This is a genomic window from Pseudomonas cremoris (assembly GCF_014230465.1).
On sequence record NZ_JAAXCY010000018.1, the window covers coordinates 18,751 to 39,604 of the forward strand.

20 protein-coding genes and 1 pseudogene are annotated in these 20,854 nt (G+C 60.4%); 13 read left to right on the forward strand and 8 right to left on the reverse strand.

What is annotated here, in order from left to right; translation table 11 throughout:
- Positions 1-10 precede the first annotated feature (10 nt).
- On the reverse strand, positions 11-694 hold the full coding sequence (locus tag HF257_RS31105; protein WP_185710396.1) for a hypothetical protein: 684 nt from the start codon (positions 692-694) through the stop codon (positions 11-13).
- Between the two features lie 143 nt (positions 695-837).
- Positions 838-1,182 carry a cupin domain-containing protein gene (locus tag HF257_RS31110; RefSeq protein ID WP_010206533.1) on the reverse strand — a complete coding sequence of 115 codons (345 nt, stop codon included), beginning with the start codon at positions 1,180-1,182 and terminating at the stop codon, positions 838-840.
- A gap of 295 nt (positions 1,183-1,477) precedes the next feature.
- Between HF257_RS31110 and kynB the strand changes: the two genes are divergently transcribed.
- On the forward strand, positions 1,478-2,128 hold the full coding sequence (kynB, locus tag HF257_RS31115; protein ID WP_185710395.1) for an arylformamidase: 651 nt from the start codon (positions 1,478-1,480) through the stop codon (positions 2,126-2,128).
- The gene (gene kynA, locus HF257_RS31120; RefSeq protein ID WP_185710394.1) at positions 2,125-2,982 is read left to right on the forward strand and encodes a tryptophan 2,3-dioxygenase; all 858 of its coding nucleotides are present in this window, start codon (positions 2,125-2,127) and stop codon (positions 2,980-2,982) included. The genes kynB and kynA overlap by 4 nt, the downstream gene beginning before the upstream one ends.
- Before the next feature lie 82 nt (positions 2,983-3,064).
- Here the strand turns inward: kynA and HF257_RS31125 are convergent, their stop codons facing one another.
- Together HF257_RS31125 and HF257_RS31130 are read right to left on the reverse strand one after the other, a co-directional pair.
- Entirely contained in the window at positions 3,065-4,465 is a 1,401-nt protein-coding gene (locus HF257_RS31125) for an amino acid permease (RefSeq protein WP_185710393.1), read from the reverse strand.
- Positions 4,466-4,601: 136 nt separating this feature from the next.
- On the reverse strand, positions 4,602-5,075 hold the full coding sequence (locus tag HF257_RS31130) for an Lrp/AsnC family transcriptional regulator (RefSeq protein ID WP_003176072.1): 474 nt from the start codon (positions 5,073-5,075) through the stop codon (positions 4,602-4,604).
- 144 nt (positions 5,076-5,219) lie between these two features.
- Between HF257_RS31130 and kynU the strand changes: the two genes are divergently transcribed.
- Together kynU and HF257_RS31140 are read left to right on the forward strand one after the other, a co-directional pair.
- A complete protein-coding gene (gene kynU, locus HF257_RS31135; RefSeq protein ID WP_185710392.1) occupies positions 5,220-6,470 on the forward strand; it encodes a kynureninase in 1,251 nt (416 codons plus the stop codon).
- 165 nt (positions 6,471-6,635) lie between these two features.
- Positions 6,636-8,042 carry an amino acid permease gene (locus tag HF257_RS31140; protein WP_185710391.1) on the forward strand — a complete coding sequence of 469 codons (1,407 nt, stop codon included), beginning with the start codon at positions 6,636-6,638 and terminating at the stop codon, positions 8,040-8,042.
- Here the strand turns inward: HF257_RS31140 and HF257_RS31145 are convergent.
- The gene (locus HF257_RS31145) at positions 7,988-8,884 is read right to left on the reverse strand and encodes a LysR family transcriptional regulator (protein ID WP_185710390.1); all 897 of its coding nucleotides are present in this window, start codon (positions 8,882-8,884) and stop codon (positions 7,988-7,990) included. The two genes, HF257_RS31140 and HF257_RS31145, sit on opposite strands and share 55 nt — an antisense overlap.
- Positions 8,885-9,072: 188 nt before the next feature.
- Between HF257_RS31145 and HF257_RS31150 the strand changes: the two genes are divergently transcribed.
- The 5 genes from HF257_RS31150 to HF257_RS31170 all read left to right on the forward strand — a co-directional run bounded on the left by HF257_RS31150 (position 9,073) and on the right by HF257_RS31170 (position 14,110).
- Entirely contained in the window at positions 9,073-9,837 is a 765-nt protein-coding gene (locus HF257_RS31150) for a sulfite exporter TauE/SafE family protein (protein ID WP_185710389.1), read from the forward strand.
- A 117-nt stretch (positions 9,838-9,954) separates the two neighbouring features.
- A complete protein-coding gene (locus HF257_RS31155; protein WP_185710388.1) occupies positions 9,955-10,545 on the forward strand; it encodes an NAD(P)H-dependent oxidoreductase in 591 nt (196 codons plus the stop codon).
- Positions 10,546-10,575: 30 nt separating this feature from the next.
- A complete protein-coding gene (locus HF257_RS31160; protein ID WP_185710387.1) occupies positions 10,576-11,472 on the forward strand; it encodes a LysR substrate-binding domain-containing protein in 897 nt (298 codons plus the stop codon).
- Between the two features lie 103 nt (positions 11,473-11,575).
- A complete protein-coding gene (locus tag HF257_RS31165; protein ID WP_185710386.1) occupies positions 11,576-12,469 on the forward strand; it encodes an NAD-dependent epimerase/dehydratase family protein in 894 nt (297 codons plus the stop codon).
- 195 nt (positions 12,470-12,664) lie between these two features.
- The gene (locus HF257_RS31170) at positions 12,665-14,110 is read left to right on the forward strand and encodes a SulP family inorganic anion transporter (protein ID WP_185710385.1); all 1,446 of its coding nucleotides are present in this window, start codon (positions 12,665-12,667) and stop codon (positions 14,108-14,110) included.
- Positions 14,111-14,114: 4 nt separating this feature from the next.
- On the opposite strand, the gene HF257_RS31175 is transcribed toward HF257_RS31170, so the two are convergent.
- Entirely contained in the window at positions 14,115-14,495 is a 381-nt protein-coding gene (locus tag HF257_RS31175) for a lysozyme inhibitor LprI family protein (protein ID WP_185710384.1), read from the reverse strand.
- Positions 14,496-14,743: 248 nt separating this feature from the next.
- Here HF257_RS31175 and HF257_RS31180 point away from each other — a divergent pair, with 248 nt between their 5' ends.
- Genes HF257_RS31180 through HF257_RS31195 form a run of 4 tightly spaced genes read left to right on the forward strand, consistent with a single transcriptional unit; the run spans position 14,744 to position 18,826 of the window.
- A complete protein-coding gene (locus HF257_RS31180) occupies positions 14,744-16,093 on the forward strand; it encodes a GntT/GntP/DsdX family permease (RefSeq protein WP_233081636.1) in 1,350 nt (449 codons plus the stop codon).
- Positions 16,094-16,105: 12 nt separating this feature from the next.
- On the forward strand, positions 16,106-16,966 hold the full coding sequence (locus HF257_RS31185; RefSeq protein WP_185710382.1) for a MurR/RpiR family transcriptional regulator: 861 nt from the start codon (positions 16,106-16,108) through the stop codon (positions 16,964-16,966).
- Position 16,967: 1 nt separating this feature from the next.
- Positions 16,968-18,431 (forward strand): N-acyl-D-amino-acid deacylase family protein, encoded by a 1,464-nt coding sequence (locus HF257_RS31190; protein WP_185710381.1) that lies wholly within the window; start codon positions 16,968-16,970, stop codon positions 18,429-18,431.
- A 29-nt stretch (positions 18,432-18,460) separates the two neighbouring features.
- Positions 18,461-18,826, forward strand: a complete 366-nt coding sequence (locus HF257_RS31195; protein WP_185710380.1) for a glyoxalase superfamily protein — start codon at positions 18,461-18,463, stop codon at positions 18,824-18,826.
- 52 nt (positions 18,827-18,878) lie between these two features.
- Here the strand turns inward: HF257_RS31195 and HF257_RS33730 are convergent, their stop codons facing one another.
- Both HF257_RS33730 and HF257_RS33735 read right to left on the reverse strand, forming a co-directional pair.
- Positions 18,879-19,742 (reverse strand): methyl-accepting chemotaxis protein, encoded by an 864-nt coding sequence (locus HF257_RS33730; protein WP_371923957.1) that lies wholly within the window; start codon positions 19,740-19,742, stop codon positions 18,879-18,881.
- A pseudogene (locus HF257_RS33735) lies at positions 19,734-20,798 on the reverse strand (methyl-accepting chemotaxis protein); the annotation flags it as partial. The pseudogene HF257_RS33735 and the gene HF257_RS33730, both read right to left, overlap by 9 nt.
- Positions 20,799-20,854 lie beyond the last annotated feature (56 nt).

Below are 20,854 nucleotides of genomic sequence, written 5' to 3' on the forward strand. Positions count from 1 at the left end.
AGGGCGTCGGTCAATCCCTTGTCGCAACGATTGAAATGCCGGACCGGTAGTAGCCAACGGTTCGGCTGACGGCCTGTTTGGCACCGCTGTTCAACGCGGAAAAGTCCGTGTAATTCGCCCCTGTCCCCGGGTCCATATAGCTTCCGTCTGGACGCAGGACCACCCAGTGCAATCCTATCGGAACTCCTATAACGGATACGGCTAATGCCTCAAGTCTCAATTCGTTCAGCCGGAGAGGGTGAAGTGGTGGTACTACAGGGCAGCCCATGGCCTTGAGTTCGGCTTCGATTTTTGGATAGAGGCTGTTCAACGCCTTCGCAAGCAGGCGTTGGTCTTTTTCCACTCTCATGGTCAATCCCAGCAGCCTTCCCGCGATTACGATGTTATCGGGCATGGAGTACCCAGCTTTGTTTAGATTGGTTTCGCCCTTTCTGTGTGTCGTGCTACCGCTGGTGATCTTGTAGAGGTCACTTTCACAGCGATTGTCCAGTTCAAGTGTATCGACCCCAAGTTGTTCCGACATGGACCCTGAGTACATAGGCATCTGGCTTATCCCCAGCTCTTTCGCCGCGCACAACAAGGCCGCTGCGCCGCAGGAGTTGGGGTATATCTGCCTTTTAGCAAGATGTTTGCGCGGCGCTGGAGCAACCGCGTAATTTGCATTTCGAGAGGTGGATTGTTGGGTGTGTGGCATGAACGTTCTCTGGCAAGCTTTCAATTCAGTGAAGGAAGCAGGCGCAGATCATGTCAGTCGGCTTTCGGGGCTTGCGTAGGAAAGGGCTGTATGTTGCCGGGAAATACGGCGCTGACCTGTCATCAGCGCCCTAGTATGAGGACTCAGGCAAACACAAAATACTTACGCACTGTCTCGACCACTTCCCATGTCCCCTTCATCCCCGGTTCCACCACGAAGATATCCCCAGCCCGCAGGTGAATCGGCTCCAGGCCTTCCGGGGTGATGATGCAGTAGCCTTCCTGGAAGTGGCAGTATTCCCACTTCACGTAGTCCACGTACCACTTGCCCGGTGTGCAGATCCAGGTGCCCATGATCTTGCTGCCGTCTTCGCTGGTATAGGCGTTGAGGTTGACGGTGTGCGGGTCGCCTTCGAGTTTTTCCCATTTGCAGGCGTCCAGCACCGGCAAGGGATGGGTGTCGCGCAGTACGGTGATGGGCTTGGACATGATGTCTCCGAGGCAGGGAATGGAAAGATCCACCCTAAGGCCTTGGGGGTTGCGCCAGTGGTCTGAACTCGACATCGGGATGCTCAGAAGCGCAACGCAAGGAGAAACCTCTGACACCCGCTCCCACATTAGATCTGTGTGGGCTGTTCGACTGGGTCTGGCTGATAGATTTGTGCGCTAACCCGCCATTTCCTCGCAGTAAGTGCGAAAGATTTCCCGTCTTACGCCAGAATTCGCAAGAAAATTCGCAGCAGGCCCTCGTATCATTCACTCCAGAATGAGTGAGAGCCTTGAAATGAACCCAATAAAAACGTGGTGGGATATCAGCCCGCCCTTGAGTACGGCGACCCCGACCTGGCCGGGGGATACGCCGTTCCAGGAAGAGCGCGTATGGCAGTTCGGCCCGGAGTGCCCGGTGAACGTGGGGCGTGTCACGTTATCGCCGCACACCGGCGCCCATGTGGACGCACCGCTGCATTACAGCGCGGATGGCGCGCCGATCGGCGAGGTGTCGCTGGATGTGTACATGGGCCCGTGCCGAGTACTGCATTGCCTGGACAGTGGCGCACTGGTGCAGCCGCATCAACTGGAAGGCCGTGTGGATAACCTGCCGGAACGTGTGCTGCTGCGCACTTATCCACAAGCGCCGCTTACCGAGTGGGATTCAAATTTCACCGCCATCGCCCCGCAAACCATCGAGCTGCTGGCCAGCCTCGGCGTGCGTTTGATCGGCATCGACACCCCGTCCCTGGACCCGCAACAGTCCAAGACCATGGATTCCCACAATGCCGTGGCGCGCCATGGCATGGCGATCCTCGAAGGCATCGTGCTTGATGACGTGCCCGAGGGTGACTACGAACTGATCGCGCTGCCGCTGCGTTTCGCCAACCTCGACGCGAGCCCGGTCCGCGCCATTCTCCGCCCGCTCAAGGAGCCCACGCGATGAGCCAATGTCCGTTCTCTGCTGATTATCAGCCGCCCGAAGAATGGCATAACGCCGAACTGAATTTTTCCGAGTCCATGAGCTACGGTGACTACCTGGACCTGGGCAAAGTCCTCAGCGCCCAGCATCCGTTGTCGCCGGACCACAACGAAATGCTCTTCATCATCCAGCACCAGACGTCCGAGCTGTGGATGAAACTGATGCTCCACGAGCTCAAGGCCGCCCGCGAACACGTGCGCCTGGGCGAGTTGCCGCCGGCGTTCAAGATGCTGGCGCGGGTGTCGCGGATCTTCGATCAACTGGTGCACGCCTGGGCGGTGCTGGCGACCATGACCCCGTCGGAGTACAAGGCGATCCGGCCGTTCCTGGGGCAGTCATCGGGGTTCCAGTCGTTCCAGTACCGCGAGATCGAATTTATCCTCGGCAACAAAAGCCCGGCACTGTTGCGGCCTCATGCTCATCGCCCGGCGTTGTTGCAGGAGTTGCAGGTGGCGATTGCCACGCCGTCGCTGTATGACGAAGCGATCAACCTCATGGCCAAGGCCGGGTTGGCGATTGACCCGCAGCGTGCCGAGCGCGACCCGACGGCGGCGACGGTGCACGATGAGTCTGTGGAAGCGGCGTGGCGCGAGGTGTATCGCGACCCGAGCCGGTATTGGGATTTGTATCAGTTGGCCGAGAAGTTTATCGACCTGGAGGACTCGTTCCGCCAGTGGCGCTTCCGCCATGTGACCACGGTGGAGCGGATTATCGGTTTCCAGCCGGGTACCGGCGGCACCGAAGGTGTGGGGTATTTGCGCAAGATGCTCGACACGGTGTTGTTCCCCGAACTCTGGCGCGTGCGCTCCACCCTCTAAACAAAAAGCCCCGGAAGACCGGGGCTTTTCATTTGGAATGATTCAAAACTGTGGGAGCGAGCAAGCCCGCTCCCACATTAGGTTACTGCGCCACAGCTACTTTTGTGTTTCTCATGCGCAACCGATACGCCACATAGATAATCCCCACCCACACCGGCATCGCAAACACCGAGTTGCGAATCCCCGGAATCGCCAGCATCACGCTGATGATCACTACCATGAACGCCAGGCACAGGTAGTTGCTGAACGGGAACCAGAAGGTCTTGAACGACGGCGTTACGCCTTGTTCGCCCATGGCCTTGCGGAACTTGATGTGGGTGAGGCTGATCAGCGCCCAGTTGATCATCAGCGAGGCAACCACCAGCGCAAACAGCAACTCCAGCGCACTGTGTGGCGCTACGTAGTTGACCACCACGCACAGCATCGTCACCAGCGCCGAAATCGCCAGCGCGCGCAGTGGCACGCCTTGCTTATTCAGCTTCATCAGTGCTTTTGGCGCGTCGCCTTGCTCGGCCAGGCCGAACAGCATGCGGCTGTTGCAGTACACGCCGCTGTTGTACACCGACAGCGCCGCGGTCAGTACCACGAAGTTGAGGATGTGCGCGGCGGTGTCGTTACCGATCAGCGAGAAGATCTGTACAAACGGGCTGCCGCTGTAGGCATCGCCCGACGCGCCGAGGGTTTGCAGCAGTTGGTCCCACGGGTACAGCGACAGCAATACGGTCAGGGCGCCCACGTAGAAAATCAGGATCCGGTAAACCACCTGGTTGATCGCCTTCGGGATCACCTTGCGTGGCTCGCTGGCTTCGGCGGCAGTGATGCCCACCAGCTCCAGGCCGCCGAACGAGAACATGATGAACGCCATGGACATCAACAACCCCATGCCGCCGTTCGGGAAGAACCCGCCGTGGCTCCACAGGTTGCTGATGGACGCTTGCGGGCCGCCGGTGCCGCTGAACAGCAGGTAGCAGCCGAGCACGATCATGCCGACAATCGCCACCACCTTGATGATCGCGAACCAGAACTCGGCCTCACCGAAGAACTTCACGTTCAGGGTGTTGATCAGGTTCACCGCGACAAAGAACACCAGCGCGCTGACCCAGGTTGGAATTTCCGGCCACCAGAACTGGATGTACTTGCCCACCGCCGTCAGTTCGGCCATGCCGACCAGCACGTAGAGTACCCAGTAGTTCCAGCCCGCCAGGAAGCCTGCGTAACCGCCCCAGTATTTGTGCGCGAAGTGGCTGAAGGAACCCGCCACCGGCTCTTCGACGATCATCTCGCCGAGCTGGCGCATGATCAGGAACGCGATAAAACCTGCAATCGCATAACCCAGGATCATCGACGGGCCGGCCGACTTGAGTACGCCTGCCGAACCGAGGAACAACCCTGTACCAATCGCCCCTCCCAAGGCAATCAGCTGAATATGCCGGTTCTTCAGGCCGCGCTTGAGGCCCACCGGGTTAACCATGTCATCCGCCATTAACATTCCCTTCTACTTGTTTTTCGCGAGGGTTGATTGCACGCAGCACCAGCCCCTCAGAAGTGCTGAGGGGGCAGATATTACTCTGCGTAAACTTTTCGTAATACTGTTGAGCGTCGTGTTCGTGCCGAGGGGGTTACTTGCGCACCACCAAATCCAGCACCTCATCCCGATCCTTGATCTTTTGCAGCACGATCTCCGAACGAATATCCATTACCCCCGCCGTGCGGTTCAGGTGGTTCACGATAAAGTCCGAAAAATGCTTGAGGTTGCGCGCCTGAACCCGCAGCACATAGTTGCTCGCGCCGGTGATCACGTAGGCGCTCGCCACCTCCGGCCAGCCCTGCACCTTCTTGATAAATGTCTCATGCCAGTCCTCTACATCCTGGCGCAATGACAGGTGGACGATGGCTTCCAGTTCGATCCCCAATTGCTCGGCATTCAGCACCGCACGGTAACCGCTGATGATGCCCTCGCTCTCCAGCAAGCGCAGGCGACGAAGGCAGGCGGACGGCGACAGGGCGACTTTCTCCGCTAATTCCTGGTTACTGATTCGGCCATCCTGTTGCAGGAAATGCAGGAGGCGCAGGTCGGTGGCGTCGAGAATCATGGTTAGAATAAATCCGCGTGTTTAGAGGTTTAATTCGAATTTCCTACGGCTTAATTAGCCTGTTACCCACCACTTTGCACGAAAATTCTCTAAAGCTTCGTTCATTATTTGCTGCATCTTTACTTATAAAAACCAGGACGAACCATGACCACTCGAAGCCATTGCCAAGCCCTCGATGCCCAGGATCCGCTGGCGCCATTGCGTCAGCAGTTCGCCTTGCCGGACGGCGTGATCTACCTCGACGGCAACTCGCTTGGCGCACGTCCGGTGGCGTCGCTCGCGCGGGCGCAGCAGGTGATCGCCGAGGAATGGGGCAATGGCCTGATTCGCAGCTGGAACAGCGCCGGTTGGGCGGACCTGTCCCAGCGCTTGGGCAATCGCCTGGCCCCGCTGATCGGCGCGCGCGACGGCGAAGTGGTGATCACCGATACCACGTCGATCAACCTGTTCAAGGTGCTCAGCGCGGCGTTGAGCGTGCAGCGCCTGCGCCAGCCAAATCGCAAGGTGATCGTCAGTGAGGCGAGCAACTTTCCCACCGACCTGTACATCGCCGAAGGCCTGACTGAGTTGCTGCAACAGGGCTATTCCCTGCGGTTGGTCAACAGCCCGGACGAACTGCCGCAAGCCATCGACCAGGACGTGGCGGTGGTGATGCTCACGCACGTCAACTACAAGACCGGCTACATGTACGACATGCAGGCGCTGACCGCGTTGAGCCACGAGTGCGGCGCGTTGAGCATCTGGGACCTGGCACATTCGGCGGGCGCGGTGCCGATCGACCTGCATCAGGCCGAAGCGGATTACGCGATTGGCTGCACCTACAAATACCTCAATGGCGGGCCGGGCTCCCAGGCGTTTGTGTGGGTCAATCCACAGCTTGTGGATGTGGTGCGTCAACCGCTGTCGGGGTGGTTTGGACATACGCGTCAGTTCGCGATGGAGTCGTCCTACGCGCCGAGTGCCGGCATTGCGCGTTACCTGTGCGGCACCCAGCCGATCACCTCGCTGGCGATGGTGGAATGCGGCCTGGAGATTTTTGCCCAAACCGACATGGCCAGCCTGCGCAGCAAATCCCTGGCGCTGACCGACCTGTTTATCGCGTTGGTCGAAGAGCGTTGCGCAGCTCACGGGCTGGAACTGATCACCCCACGTGAACACGCCAAGCGCGGCAGCCACGTCAGCTTCGAGCACCCAGAAGGGTACGCGGTGATCCAGGCGCTGATCGCACGGGGCGTGATTGGTGATTACCGTGAGCCGCGCATAATGCGGTTTGGGTTTACGCCGTTGTACACGAGCTTCACTGAGGTGTTCGACGCGGTGGAAATCCTCGGCGAGATCCTCGACAAGCGCACCTGGGACCAGCCGCAATTCAAAGTGCGTAACAGCGTGACCTGACCCAACGCGGATCAAAATGTGGGAGCGGGCTTGCTCGCGAAAGCGGAGTATCAGGCACTGCATGTGCTGAATGACCCACCGCATTCGCGAGCAAGCCCGCTCCCACAGGGGATCTGCGACATCCGCCAAAAATAGTGCAATCACAATAATAAAGGGGCACACCACGTGACCACGCCAGACCAAGGCTTTGCCGAGATCACCCACCGCGAACTGGGCCTGCGGCGCCAGCTCACTTCCGGCCAGATGAGCATGATCGCTATCGGTGGCGCCATTGGCACCGGGTTGTTCATGGGCAGCGCCTATGCCATCGGTTATGCCGGGCCCAGCGTGTTGGTGAGCTACGCCATTGGCGCGTTGATCACCTTATTGTTGATGGGCTGCCTGGCGGAGATGACGGTGGCGCATTCCACCTCGGGCTCCTTTGGTGCCTACGCCGAGTTTTACATCAGCCCGCTGGCCGGGTTCCTGGTGCGTTATGCCTACTGGGCGGCGATTGTGCTGGCGGTGGGCGCCGAGGTCACGGCGGTGGCGATGTACATGAAGTACTGGTTCGCCAACGTGCCGGAATGGGTGTGGATCGTGTCGTTTTCCAGCGTGCTGATCCTGCTCAATGCCATCAGCGTGAAGACCTTCGGCACCTTCGAATACTGGTTTTCCACGATCAAGATCAGCGCCATCGTCGGCTTCATCATCCTCGCGGTGTACGTGGTGTTCGGTTCCGGCAATCCGGAATACGGCGTACAGAACTACACGGCCCACGACGGCTTTTTCCCCCATGGCCTGAGCGGCATGTGGATCGCGGTGATCGTGTCGATCTTCAGCTATTTGAGCGTGGAGATGATCGCGGTGGCCGCCGGTGAAGCGGCCGACCCGGAGCAGGCGGTGAAGAAAGCCTTCCGCGCGACCATCGTGCGGCTGGTGGTGTTCTACCTGCTGACCCTGGCGCTGATGCTGGCGATTGTGCCGTGGAACCAGGCCGGGCAGACCCAGAGCCCATTCGTCACAGTGATGCAGACCATCGGCATTCCCGGTGCCACCGGGGTGATGAATTTCGTGATCCTGATCGCGGCGTTGTCGGCGATGAACAGTCAGCTTTATATCACTACGCGCATGATGTTCAGCCTGTCCCGCGCCGGCTTTGCGCCTAAGTCCATGGGCGCCCTGAGCAAGAGCGGTATCCCATTGAATGCCCTGTTGCTGTCCAGTTCGGGCATTGCCTTGGCGACGCTGCTCAACGTGGTGTACCCGGAAAGCTCGTTTACCCTGATGATGGCCATCTCGATGTTTGGCGCGATCTTCACCTGGTTCATGATCTTCCTCACGCACCTGTTCTTCCGCCGTTATCGCAAGCGCCACGGCGGGCCGAAGTTGTCGTTTCAACTGCGGCTGTTTCCCTACAGCACGCTGTTGGGGCTGGTGCTGATGGGGGCGGTGATGATCACCACGTACTTCACCGAGGCGTTCAAGATGACGCTGGTGTTTGGGGTGCCGTTCCTGGTGATTCTGTCGGCGGTGTACTACGGGTTCTTCCGCAAAGGCAGGGCCAAGGCGTCGAACAAGGCCTTGGCGTAACCGGGCAGGTTCTCAAACGAGCGTGCACTGAGCAGCAGCGTTCGGCAGGCCCACTCTTCGCGCAAGGGTTGGGCCTTGAAACGGCGTTCTGCCGGCCAGCGCTCCAGTGCGGCCTGGGGCACGATGCCCAGCCCGGCGCCGCCGGCGACCATGCGAATCAACCCATCAAACCCATCGGCGCGGATGCGGGTTTGCAAGCGAAATCCTGTGTGCAGCGCCTGCTCTTCCAAGTACACCGCCAACGCGCTATTGGCAGCCAGGCTGACGTAGTCGTATTGCAGGCTGTCGATAAAGCTCGCGTTTTGCGCTGCCAGTGGGTGATCCAGCGGCATGATCAACACCAGTGGGTCATCGCGAAAGGGCAGGGTCTGCAGGCCGTGGGTGTCCACCGCATCAGAGATGATCCCCAGGTCAGCCGTGCCCTGGCGCAATGCCTGGGTAATGCGCAAGCTCGGCAACTCCTGCAGGTCGATATCGAGGTTGGGATGCGCGCGCAAAAAGTCCGCCAGCACTTCCGGCAGGTATTCGCTGAGGGCGGTGGTGTTGCACAACAGGCGCACCTGGCCTTTGGCGCCGTTGGCGTATTCGGCCAAGTCCTGTTGCAGGTGCTCGGCTTGTTGCAGCAAGAGGCGGGCGTGACGGGCCAGGGCAACGCCTGCGGGTGTGGGGGTGACGCCACGGCGACCGCGCGTGAGGAACTCGATCCCCAAGGATGCTTCCATCGCGCGGATGCGAGCACTGGCGGCTGCCAGGGATAAGTGGCTGCGGGCGGCACCGGCGGTGATGTTGCCGGTGTCGAGGATGTGCAGATAGAGGCGCAGGTCGATCAGGTCAAAGTGCATGGCTGGGGTTCTCGAGTGATAGAACTGGCCTCATCGTAGGCAAGCCAGCTCCCACACTTGAATGTATTCACACATCAAATGTGGGAGCTGGCTTGCCTGCGATGACGGCATCAGCCTCACACAAAACAAGAGGCTGCCTCAGTATATGGCGAATTTCCGAATCCGCTGCCACGCGCCACAATCCCCCCATGAATACCTTCCTAGCGTTCTATCAAGACATCGGCCCAGCCCTGAGCCTGCTGGTATTCGGCACCTTCCTGCTGGCCGGCACCGTCAAAGGCGTGATCGGCCTGGGTCTGCCCACCGTCGCCATGGGCCTGCTCGGCCTGGCTATGCTGCCGGCGCAGGCTGCGGCGTTACTGATCATTCCTTCAACGGTCACCAACCTCTGGCAACTGGCGTTCGGCGGCCACCTGAGTACCTTGCTCAAGCGCCTGTGGCCGATGCTGCTGTTGATCTTTCTTGGCACCGGGCTCGGTACGGTATGGCTGGGCATGGACGGTGGCGGCTGGGTCGTTCACGCGTTGGGCGGGGCGTTGCTGGTGTATGCGCTGAGCGGGTTGTTCCTGCCCACGCTCAAGGTCAAGCCTGAAACCGAACGCTGGCTCGGCCCGTTGTGTGGGGTGATCACTGGCGTAATCACCTCGGCCACCGGCGTGTTTGTGATTCCGGCCGTGCCGTACCTACAGGCCCTGGGCTTGAATCGCGATCAACTGGTGCAGGCGTTGGGGCTGTCGTTCACCGTGTCGACCCTGGCCCTGGCCGCCGGGCTGGCCTGGCGCGGCACGCTGGGCGGTGGCGAAATCAATGCTTCGCTGCTGGCGCTGATACCGGCGCTGCTGGGTATGTGGCTGGGCCAAGTGGTGCGCCAGCGCATCAGTGCGGTGCTGTTCAAGCGCGTATTTTTCGTCGGTATGGCGCTATTGGGTGGTCATCTGCTGATCAGCGGTTAACAATAACTCTCTATTCGTGCATTCAGGTCAAATGTATTTTGCCGCGCCGCCGGTTATTCCGAGGGCCTGAGGTCGATAGTCTGCATCCAGACATTTTCAACCTCTGGATAACGTCCCATGAAAAAAGTACTCCTGCTCAACGGCGGCAAAAAGTTCGCCCACTCCGATGGCCGCTACAACACCACACTGCATGACGCCGCCCTGGCCGTGCTGGACCGTGGCGGTATCGACGTCAAGGTTACGCATATCGACGAAGGCTACGACGTGGCCGAAGAGGTCGCCAAATTCCTCTGGGCCGACGTGATCATCTACCAGATGCCGGGTTGGTGGATGGGCGCGCCGTGGATCGTCAAGAAGTACATCGACGAAGTCTTCACCGAAGGCCACGGCAGCCTGTACGCCAGCGATGGTCGCACCCGTTCCGATGCCTCGCAGAAATATGGCAGCGGCGGCCTGATCCAGGGCAAGCAGTACATGCTGTCGCTGACCTGGAACGCACCGCAACAAGCCTTCGACGACCCCAGCGACTTCTTTGAAGCCAAGGGCGTGGACGCGGTGTATTTCCCGTTCCACAAGGCCAACGAATTCCTTGGCATGACCGCGTTGCCGACCTTCCTGTGCGTGGACGTGATGAAACGCCCAACCATCGAAGCCGACGTGGCGCGCTACGAGCAGCATCTGGCGCAGGTGTTCCACCTCTCGGTGTAAGCTGCTGCGAACCGATAACGAGGACAGCCTGTGAAAGCCCGATCCGACGAGCTACAAATCTTCGTCAGTGTGATTGAGTGCGGCTCGATTTCCGCCGCGGCCGAGCAGGTCGGGCAGACGCCGTCTGCGGTCAGCCGCACGCTGTCGCGCCTGGAGGCCAAGCTCGACACCACGCTGATTAACCGCACCACGCGGCGCATGGACCTGACCGAAGAGGGCAAGTACTTCTTCGAACAGGCCAAGGTGATCCTGGCGCAGATGGAAGAGCTGGAAGAGCGCCTGTCGTCGCGCCAGAAAAAACCGGCGGGGCGCTTGCGCATCAATGCGGCGGTGCCGTTCATGCTGCATGGGATCGTGCCGTACATCGCCGAGTTTCGCAGCCTGTACCCCGAGATCCAGTTGGAGCTGAACAGCGACGACTTGATCATCGACCTGCTGGAGCAGAGCACCGACATTGCGATCCGCATCGGTGCGCTGGCCGACTCAACCTTGCATGCCCGTTCGCTGGGGTGCACGCCGCTGCATATCCTCGCCAGCCCCGCTTACCTCAAGCAATACGGCACACCGGATACGGTGGCCGAATTGGCAGGCCACACCTTGCTCGGGTTTTCCCAGACCGAAACCCTCAACCACTGGCCGCTGCGCCATGTGGAAGGCGACCGCTGGTTGATCCAGCCCAGCGTTTCTGCGTCCAGCGGTGAAACCGTGCGGCAGTTGGCATTGGAAGGGCAGGGTATTTGCTGCTTGTCGAACTTCATGACCGTCGACGACATCGACGCCGGAAGGCTGGTGCCGGTGCTGGAAGCATTCAACAGCGGGTATCGCCAGCCGATCCATGCGGTGTTCTACCGCAACTCTCAACTGGCGTTGCGTATCCAGTGTTTCCTGGACTTTATTCAGGCCAAACTGGCGCGGTATGCCTGCTGATTCGTGACCGTCACGCAAGATTGAATTGGGTGGCACGGGCTTATTCGTCGGGGATCGCTCCTTGATACTGGGCCCATCACTTACCCCGTCAGGAGCACCTTCCATGAACGTATTCGTTACCGGCGCCGCAGGTTTTATCGGCGGTTCCATCGCAACGGGCCTGGTCAAGGCCGGCCACTCCGTTACGGGCCTGGTGCGCAGCGCCGATCAAGCCGCCGAGATGACCTCACTCGGCATCACGCCGGTGATTGGCACGCTGGATGACGCCGCTGTATTGACCGAGCAGGCGCACAAAGCCGATGCGGTGATCAACGCCGCCAGCAGTGACCATCGTGCTGCGGTGGAAACGTTGTTGGCTGCCTTGAAAGGCTCGAAAAAACCGTTTCTGCACACCAGCGGTTCGAGCATCGTGGGGGATGCGTCGGGCGGCAAAGCCAGCGACGTTATCTACTTCGAAGACAACTTGCCGGAGCCGACGGTGGACAAGGCCGCACGCGTGGCCATCGATAACCTGATCCTCGCTGCCGCCAATGACGGTGTGAACTCAGCGGTGATCTGCAACACCCTCATCTACGGCCACAGCCTGGGCGTGAAACGTGACAGCGTGCAATTGCCGCGCTTGCTCAAGCAGGCACGCAAGAGTGGGGTGGTGCGCCATGTGGGGACGGGGCAGAACATTTGGTCCAACGTGCACATTGAAGACGTGGTGGCGCTGTATCTGCTGGCGCTGACCAAGAATGTGCCGGGCACCTTCTACTTTGTCGAAAGCAGTGAAGCGGCGTTTGTCGACATGACCACCGCCATTGCCCAAGCACTCAACTTGGGTGAGCCGCAGGATTGGCCGTTGGCTGATGCCGAGGCCGAGTGGGGCTATGAAATGGCCAACTATGGCTTGGGCTCCAACAGCCGGGTGCGTGGCAAGCATGCGCGTGAATTGCTGGGTTGGGTGCCGAAGCGCACGTCGGTGGTCGAGTGGATTCGCCACGAGATGGTGTGATGTTCGCTTGAGACCGAGGTGCTGCCTTCGCGAGCAAGCCCGCTCCCACATTTGACCGAGTTCCAACCTTGGAATGCGGTCAAATGTGGGAGCGGGCTTGCTCGCGAAGGGCGCGACGCGGTCTTCCAGACTAGCCCCACCCCCCGCAATTCCGTACCATCCCCCGCCTTATCCCCCGCATTACCCTGGTACCTCATGAACCTCACCCGTCTGCGCGCCGATGCCCTGGCCGGCCTCACCACGTCGTTTGCGCTGCTGCCCGAATGCATCGCCTTTGCCTTGGTGGCTCACCTCAACCCGCTGATGGGGCTCTACGGCGCCTTTATCATCTGTACCCTCACCGCGTTGTTCGGCGGTCGGCCGGGTATGGTCTCTGGTGCGGCGGGATCGATGGCGGTGGTGATCGTCGCACTGGTCGTCCAGCATGGCGTCGACTACTTGCTGGCCACGGTACTGCTGGGCGGGTTGATCATGATCGCCTTCGGCCTGTTGCGCCTGGGAAAACTGGTGCGCATGGTACCGCACCCGGTGATGCTCGGGTTCGTGAACGGCCTGGCGATCATTATCGCGCTGGCGCAACTGGAGCATTTCAAGAGCGGTGAGCACTGGCTCAGCGGCACGCCGTTGTACGTGATGATTGGCTTGGTGCTGGTGACCATGGCCATCGTTTATCTGCTGCCGCGCATCACCCGCGCCGTGCCGCCCGCGTTGGTGGCGATCCTCGGCGTGGGCCTGGCGGTGTATCTGCTTGGCCTGCCGACGCGCACCCTCGGCGACATGGCTCACATCGCCGGTGGCCTGCCGACCTTCGCATTGCCGCAAATCCCCTGGACCCTGGAAACCCTCGGCATCATCGCGCCGTACGCGTTCCTGATGGCCATGGTCGGCCTGCTGGAAACCCTGCTGACCCTGAACCTTACCGACGAAATCACCGAGACCCGTGGTTACCCCGACCGTGAAAGCGTGGCCCTGGGGGCTGCGAATATGGTCTCGGGTGTGTTCGGCGGCATGGGTGGCTGCGCGATGATCGGGCAAACCGTGATCAACTTAAGCTCCGGTGGGCGCGGGCGATTTTCCGGGGTGTTTGCCGGGGTGATGATCTTGCTGTTCATCCTGTTTTTGTCGCCGTTTATCGAGCGGATCCCGCTGGCGGCGCTGGTGGGGGTGATGTTCGTGGTGTCCCAACAGACCTTCGCCTGGGCCTCCTTGCGGGTGCTCAACAAGGTGCCGCTCAACGATGTGCTGGTGATTATTGCGGTGACCGTGATTACCGTGTTCACCGACCTGGCCACGGCGGTGTTGTGCGGGATAGTGATTGCGGCGCTGAACTTCGCTTGGCAACAGGCTCGCGAGCTGTACGCGGATGAGCATTTGGAGGCCGATGGCAGCAAGCTCTATCGCCTGCACGGTACGTTGTTCTTTGCCTCGACCACGCCGTTCTTGAACCAGTTCGACCCCGCCAACGACCCGGCCCAGGTGACGCTGGATTGCCGTCACCTGAGTTTTGTCGATTACTCGGCGATTGCCGCGCTGATGACCCTGCGCGAGCGTTATGCCAAGGCGGGTAAGCACCTGCGGGTGCTGCACTTGTCGGAGCGCTGCAAGAAGTTGCTCAAGCGCGCCCGAGTGCATCACGACTGATCGATCACGGCCCGACCAGGTCTTCCAGTTCTTGGGCGCGGGTCTGAGTCATGTCCAGCACGCAGCCGGAGCCATTGACCTGGTCGATGGTGCCGCCGGTCGCGCTGCCTGCAAACGCGCAGTTGGCGTCTCGGTACTTTATCCACAGGCGCTGCACGTCTTGCAGTTGCTGCTTGCGTGCACCTTCCTGGGCGGCGAGGGCGGTCTTGTAGGCCGTGTTCAGGCGCTTGTCCTGCACCTTGGTTTCCTTGGCATTGCAATTGACCATGTCGGCGGTGGTGTTGGCGGTGTCCATGCATTTTTTCAGCGCGGCGTTATCGGCGGCTGAGGCGGTGCCGCAGACGGCAAACAGCAGGGCGCTGACGGCGAGTGAGGTGCGAATCATGGTCGGTTTTCCTGGGCATGAGGGGTTGCGCATTCTATGACTGAATGGCGGCCACTGAGTTTCCGACATCCTCTGATCTTCATGTAAGAACACCCCCCGAATTTTCATGCATGGCTGTCGGGCATATCCCCACGCGACAGCGCTTGTCTGTGGGCGAAAATTACTTTCATAAAAATTGAAAATACTCCTCGGTAATGATTTATGAATTTCACAACAGATTCGACGTGACCCTTTCCGAGGAGTACCGCATGGCCGCATCACCGGGCTTCGGGCTATTGGCATACGCTGCCATCGCCATCATTGCTTTGATCGTGCTGATTGCACGTTACCGACTCAACCCGTTTATCGTCATCACCCTGGTATCCATTGGCCTGGCGCTGATGGCCGGGATGCCGGCGGACACCATCATGGGTTCCTACGAGGCGGGTGTCGGCAAGACACTGGGCCATATCGCCCTGGTGGTCGCGTTGGGCACCATGCTTGGCAAGATGATGGCCGAGTCCGGCGGCGCTGAGCAGGTGGCGCGCACGCTGATCAACCGTTTCGGCGAGCGTAACGCCCACTGGGCCATGGTGTGCATCGCGTTCCTGGTGGGGTTGCCACTGTTTTTCGAGGTGGGTTTTGTGTTGCTGGTGCCCATCGCCTTTACCGTGGCGCGGCGCGTCGGTGTGTCGATTCTGATGGTCGGCTTGCCGATGGTCGCCGGCCTGTCGGTGGTGCATGCACTGGTGCCACCGCACCCGGCGGCGATGATGGCGGTGCTGGCGTATAACGCGTCGGTGGGTCAGACCGTGCTGTACGCGATCCTGATCGGCATTCCTACGGCGATCATCGCCGGGCCGGTGTACGCCAAGTACATCGTGCCGCGTATTCACCTGCCCGCAGAAAACCCGCTGGAACGCCAGTTTATCGACCGTGAGCCGCGCACCCGATTGCCGAGCTTCGCGCTGACCATGGGCACTATCCTGTTGCCGGTAGTGCTGATGATGATCGGCGGCTGGGCCAACGTGATTTCCACACCGGGCACCGGTTTCAACCAGTTCCTGTTGTTTATCGGCAACTCGGTGATTGCGCTGTTGGTGGCGACCCTGGTGAGTTTCTATACCCTCGGTCTGGCACAAGGCTTCAACCGCGAGTCTATCCTCAAGTTCACCAACGAATGCCTGGCGCCGACCGCGAGCATCACCTTGCTGGTGGGCGCGGGCGGCGGCTTGAACCGTATCCTCGTGGATGCTGGCGTTACCAACGAAATTCTCGGCCTGGCCCACGCCTTCCACCTGTCGCCGCTGGTGATGGGCTGGTTGTTCGCCGCGTTGATGCGCATCGCCACCGGTTCGGCGACGGTGGCGATGACAACCGCGTCAGGCGTGGTTGCACCCGTGGCCATGGGCTTGGGCTATCCACACCCCGAATTGCTGGTGTTGGCCACTGGTGCGGGCTCGGTGATCTTTTCCCACGTGAACGACGGCGGCTTCTGGCTGATCAAGGAATACTTCAATATGACGGTGATCCAGACCTTCAAGACCTGGACCGTGCTGGAAACCCTGATTTCAGTGGTCGCCTTCGGTCTGACGTACGGTCTGTCCTGCATTTTGTAACCCGGAGACCCCATGGACATCCTCTACCAGATCCGCGCCCGCCAGGATTCCTTCAGCGCCGGCGAAGGGCGTATCGCCAAGCTGATGCTCGACGATGTGGGGTTTGCGGCGTCGGCCAGCCTGGAAGAACTGTCCCAACGGGCCGAGGTCAGCACAGCCACGCTGTCGCGGTTTGCGCGTAGCGTGGGGTGTCGGGACTTGCGGGATTTGCGCCTGCAACTCGCGCAGGCCAGTGGTGTTGGCAGTCGCTTTCTCGACCCTGCCGGGTTGCCCGAACAGTCGGCGTTTCATCGGCAGATTCTGGGGGATATCGAAGCGACCTTGCGCCAGCATTTGTCGGGTTTCAACCAGGCGAGTTTTGTCGATGCGGTCAGCCTGCTGGGCAAGGTGCGGATGATCCACGCCTTCGGCATGGGCGGCCCGTCGAGCCTGTGCAGCGACGAGTTGCAGGTGCGCCTGGTGCGTCTGGGCTACCCGATTGCCGCCTGCCATGACCCGGTGATGATGCGCGTCACCGCTGCAACCCTGGGGCCCGAGCACGCCTTGATCGTGTGTTCCCTGACCGGCCTTACCCCCGAGTTGTTGGACGTGGTGGCGTTGGCGCGCAACTACGATGCACGCATCGTTGCGATCACTCTGGCCGATTCTCCTCTGGCCCAATTGGCGGACGTCGTGCTGCCGTTGCAACCGGCCGAAACCAGTTTTATCTACAAGCCCACTGCGGCGCGCTACGGAATGCTGCTGGCCATTGACCTGCTCGCCACCGAGCTGGCCCTGGCCATGCCGGACGACAACCAGGAACGCCTGCGCCGGATCAAGCTGGCCCTGGACGATTATCGCGGCGGCCCTGACAGCCTGCCGCTCGGAGACTGATATGAAGTACGACACGTTGATTCGCCAGGCGCTGATCATTGATGGCAGCAACACGCCGGGGTATTTGGCCGATGTGGGGCTGCTTGCCGGGCGCATCGAGACGATCGGCGATCTCTCGGCAGCGACCGCCGAACATGAAGTTGATGCCCGTGGCCGCGTGTTGGCGCCGGGTTTTATCGACGTGCACACCCACGATGACACCGTGGTGATCCGTCATCCGCAGATGCTGCCCAAGCTCAGCCAGGGCGTGACCACAGTGATCGTCGGCAACTGCGGCATCAGCGCTTCACCGGTCAGTTTGCGCAGCGACCCACCGGACCCGATGAACCTGCTCGGCACGCGTGAGGCGTTCACTTACCCGCGCTTTGCCGATTACCGAGCGGCGGTGGAAAACGCTCACCCTGCGGTCAATGTCGCGGCCTTGATCGGCCACACAGCGCTGCGCAGCAACCATATGGACGACCTGCACCGCACCGCCACGCCGGATGAAATCGCGGCGATGCGCGTGCAACTGCACGAGAGTCTTGAAGACGGCGCCCTCGGGTTATCCACAGGCCTGGCCTACGCCAGCGCGTTCAGTGCCGAGACCGATGAAGTGCTGCAGCTCAGTGAAGAACTGACCGCATTCGGTGCCGTATACACCACCCATTTGCGCAGCGAATTCGAGCCGGTACTGGAGGCGATGGACGAGGCGTTCCTGATTGGCCGACACGCCAAGGCCCCGGTGATCATTTCCCACCTCAAGTGCGCTGGCGCGGGTAACTGGAGGCGCAGTCCGCAGTTGTTGGCCTCGCTGGAAGTGGCAGCGAAAACCCACCCGGTGGGGTGTGATTGTTATCCCTATGCGGCGAGTTCTTCGACGTTGGATTTGAAGCAAGTTACCGATGCATTTCGCATCACCATCACCTGGTCGACGCCGTATCCGGAGATGGGCGGACGCGACTTGCAAGACATCGCCGCGCAATGGGACGTTTCACTGATGGACGCCGCACGCCGCCTGCAACCGGCGGGGGCGGTGTATTACGGAATGGATGAAGCGGATGTACGACGCATCCTCGCGCATCCGTTGTCGATGGTCGGGTCGGATGGGCTGCCCGAAGATCCGTTCCCCCATCCGCGTTTGTGGGGCGCTTTCCCACGGGTGCTCGGGCATTTCAGTCGGGATGTGGGGTTGTTCCCGTTGCACACGGCAGTGCACAAGATGACCGGGTTGTCGGCGTCACGCTTCGGCTTGTCGGAGCGTGGCGAAATTCGCGAAGGACACTGGGCCGACCTGGTGTTGTTCGACCCGTTGCGGGTGCGCGATGTGGCTGATTTCAAAGAGCCGCAGCGGGCGGCAGAAGGGATTGACGCGGTGTGGGTCAACGGCGTGTTGAGTTACAGCGAAGGGCAGGCGAACGGCCAGCGGCCGGGTCGATTTCTGGCGCGTAGTGGGGATTTGCGTGGTGGGTTTTCGTCTCTATAGTGGGCGTTTTCATACACGGAGCGGTCGCCATGCACTTAGGAAAAGTCACCCCCATCCTGAGGATTTTCGACGAGGCCAAAGCGCTGGAATTCTACGTCGACTTCCTGGGCTTCAAGGTGGACTGGCAGCATCGCTTCGAGGCGAACTTCCCGCTGTATTTGCAGGTGTCGTTGGGCGAGTGTGTGCTGCATTTGTCTGAGCATCATGGCGATGCTTCACCGGGCGCGGCGGTGCGGATTCAGGCGCAAGGGGTGGATGCCTACCAGCAGCAGTTGCTGGCCAAGGATTACCGTTATGCCAAACCTGGAGTGGAAGAAATGCCTTGGGGCTCGCGGGAGATGAGCATCAAGGATCCCTTCGGCAATCGGTTGGTGTTTGTCGAAGAGGAACTCTAGGTTTGTGCACTAGGTGGCGAGGGAGCTTACTCCCTCGCCACAATGATGTTTCTTACACCCGGAAATGACTGACCATCTGCTGCAACTGGCTACCCAAACGCGCCAGTTCCACGCTCGACTTGGCCGTCTCGTCACTCGCCGTAGCGGTCTGCTCCGACACGTCACGCACGTTCACAATGCTGCGGCTGATCTCCTCAGCCACAGCGCTTTGCTGCTCGGCGGCGGCGGCGATCTGCTGGTTCATCGACTGGATATTCGACACCGTACGGGTGATGTTCTCCAGTGACACACCGGCCTTGCGCGTCAACTCGACACTGCTGTCGGTCAGGCTGCGGCTGTTGTTCATCACGTTGGCTACTTGCTGGGTACCGTTCTGCAAACCGGCGACCAGGCCTTCGATTTCCTCGGTGGACTTTTGCGTGCGCTGGGCCAGGCCACGCACTTCATCAGCCACCACGGCAAACCCACGACCGGCTTCACCTGCACGTGCCGCTTCGATTGCGGCGTTGAGCGCCAGCAAGTTGGTCTGCTCTGCCACGGCCTTGATCACGTCCATCACGCTGCCGATCTTATTGCTCTCTTGCTGCAGGTGCGTCATGGCGTCAGTGGAACGTGCCACTTCGGCGGCCAGGCGTTCGATCTGGGCGATGGCTTCGGCCACCACTTTGTCGCCTGCTCGGGCTTGGCCATCGGCGTCGGCTGCGGCCTGTGATGCTTGCTCGGCGTTGCGCGCGACTTCCTGCACGGTGGCGGTCATCTCGTGCATGGCGGTGGCGACCTGGTCGGTCTCGATCTTCTGGCTGTTGACGCCGGCGCTGGTCTGCTCAGTGACGGCGGACAACTCTTCGGCGGCGCTGGCAATCTGCGTTACGCCGTCGCGAATGCCGCTGATCAATTCGCGCAAGGTCGTGCCCATACGCTGGATGCCCTGTTGCAGCACGCCCAGTTCGTCGCGGCGAGTGACTTGGATGTTGTGGCTCAAGTCACCGGAGGCGATGCGTTCCACCACCGCCAGGGTTTCCTGGATTGGGCGAGTGATCTGGCGGGTAATGACCAAGGCCGCAATGATGCCAACCAGCAAGGCCAGCAACGTGCTGATCAATTGCAGGCTGCGGGCCTGGGCGCTCTCGGCGTCGCGGCGATCAAGTTGGATGTCGTACAGCTTGTCGCTGATGGTGACGATATCGTTGCCTTGCACCGTCATTTCGGCACGGGCGCTGACGATATTGGCGTTGGCCGCCTTGTAGTTCTGTACGGCGCTGCGATAGGCGCCCAGGGCCGATTCCAGCGCCGTCAGTGCGCTTTGCTGGCTGGCACCGAATACGGCGCTGAGGTCCTTCAAACCGGTGATGGTTTTTTCGATTTGTGCGGCGGCGCGTGCTTCGGTGTCGGCGCTGACGTTGCCGGTGTAGCCGCGTACTTCATAGCGCGACAATTGGAATTGCATCTTGGCGTCGGCCACTGCCTGGAACTGCGCCAAGTGCTCCGAGCTGTCGGGCATTTGCTTCACGCTGCTTTCCAACGTGTCGATCTGGGCATTGGCGATGTCAGCTTTGTCGCCCATGGTCTGACGCGCAGCGCTGCCATTACGGTAGGCCTCGCGCATTTTGTTCAAGGACTGCTGGTACGCGGTGATGATGGCTTTCTGCTCGTTGAGCAGCTTGACGTTATCCGGGCTCTTGAAACTGTTCAGCAGTTTTTGCTGTTGGGCGATGAAGGCGTCCAGGTTGGTCTGCACATTCTGCGCGGCGGTTTCGTCACCGTTGGCCAGCATGTACTGCAGGCGTGCAACACGCAGTTTGGTCAGCGACGCATTGAGCTGGGTGATGTCGCTCATCCAGTTGCTGCGGTCGATCAGGCCACCCAGGCTGGTCCAACCGGTGAGTGCCAGGATCGAGGTGAGGACCAGCACCAGGCCGAAGCCCAGGCCCAGTTTGAGATTGACGCTAATGTTGCCGAACCAGCTATTCATCGAATGCTCCGCAAAAAGTGATGATTGTCTGCTGGACGGTGTTGTTGTTTGAGCCA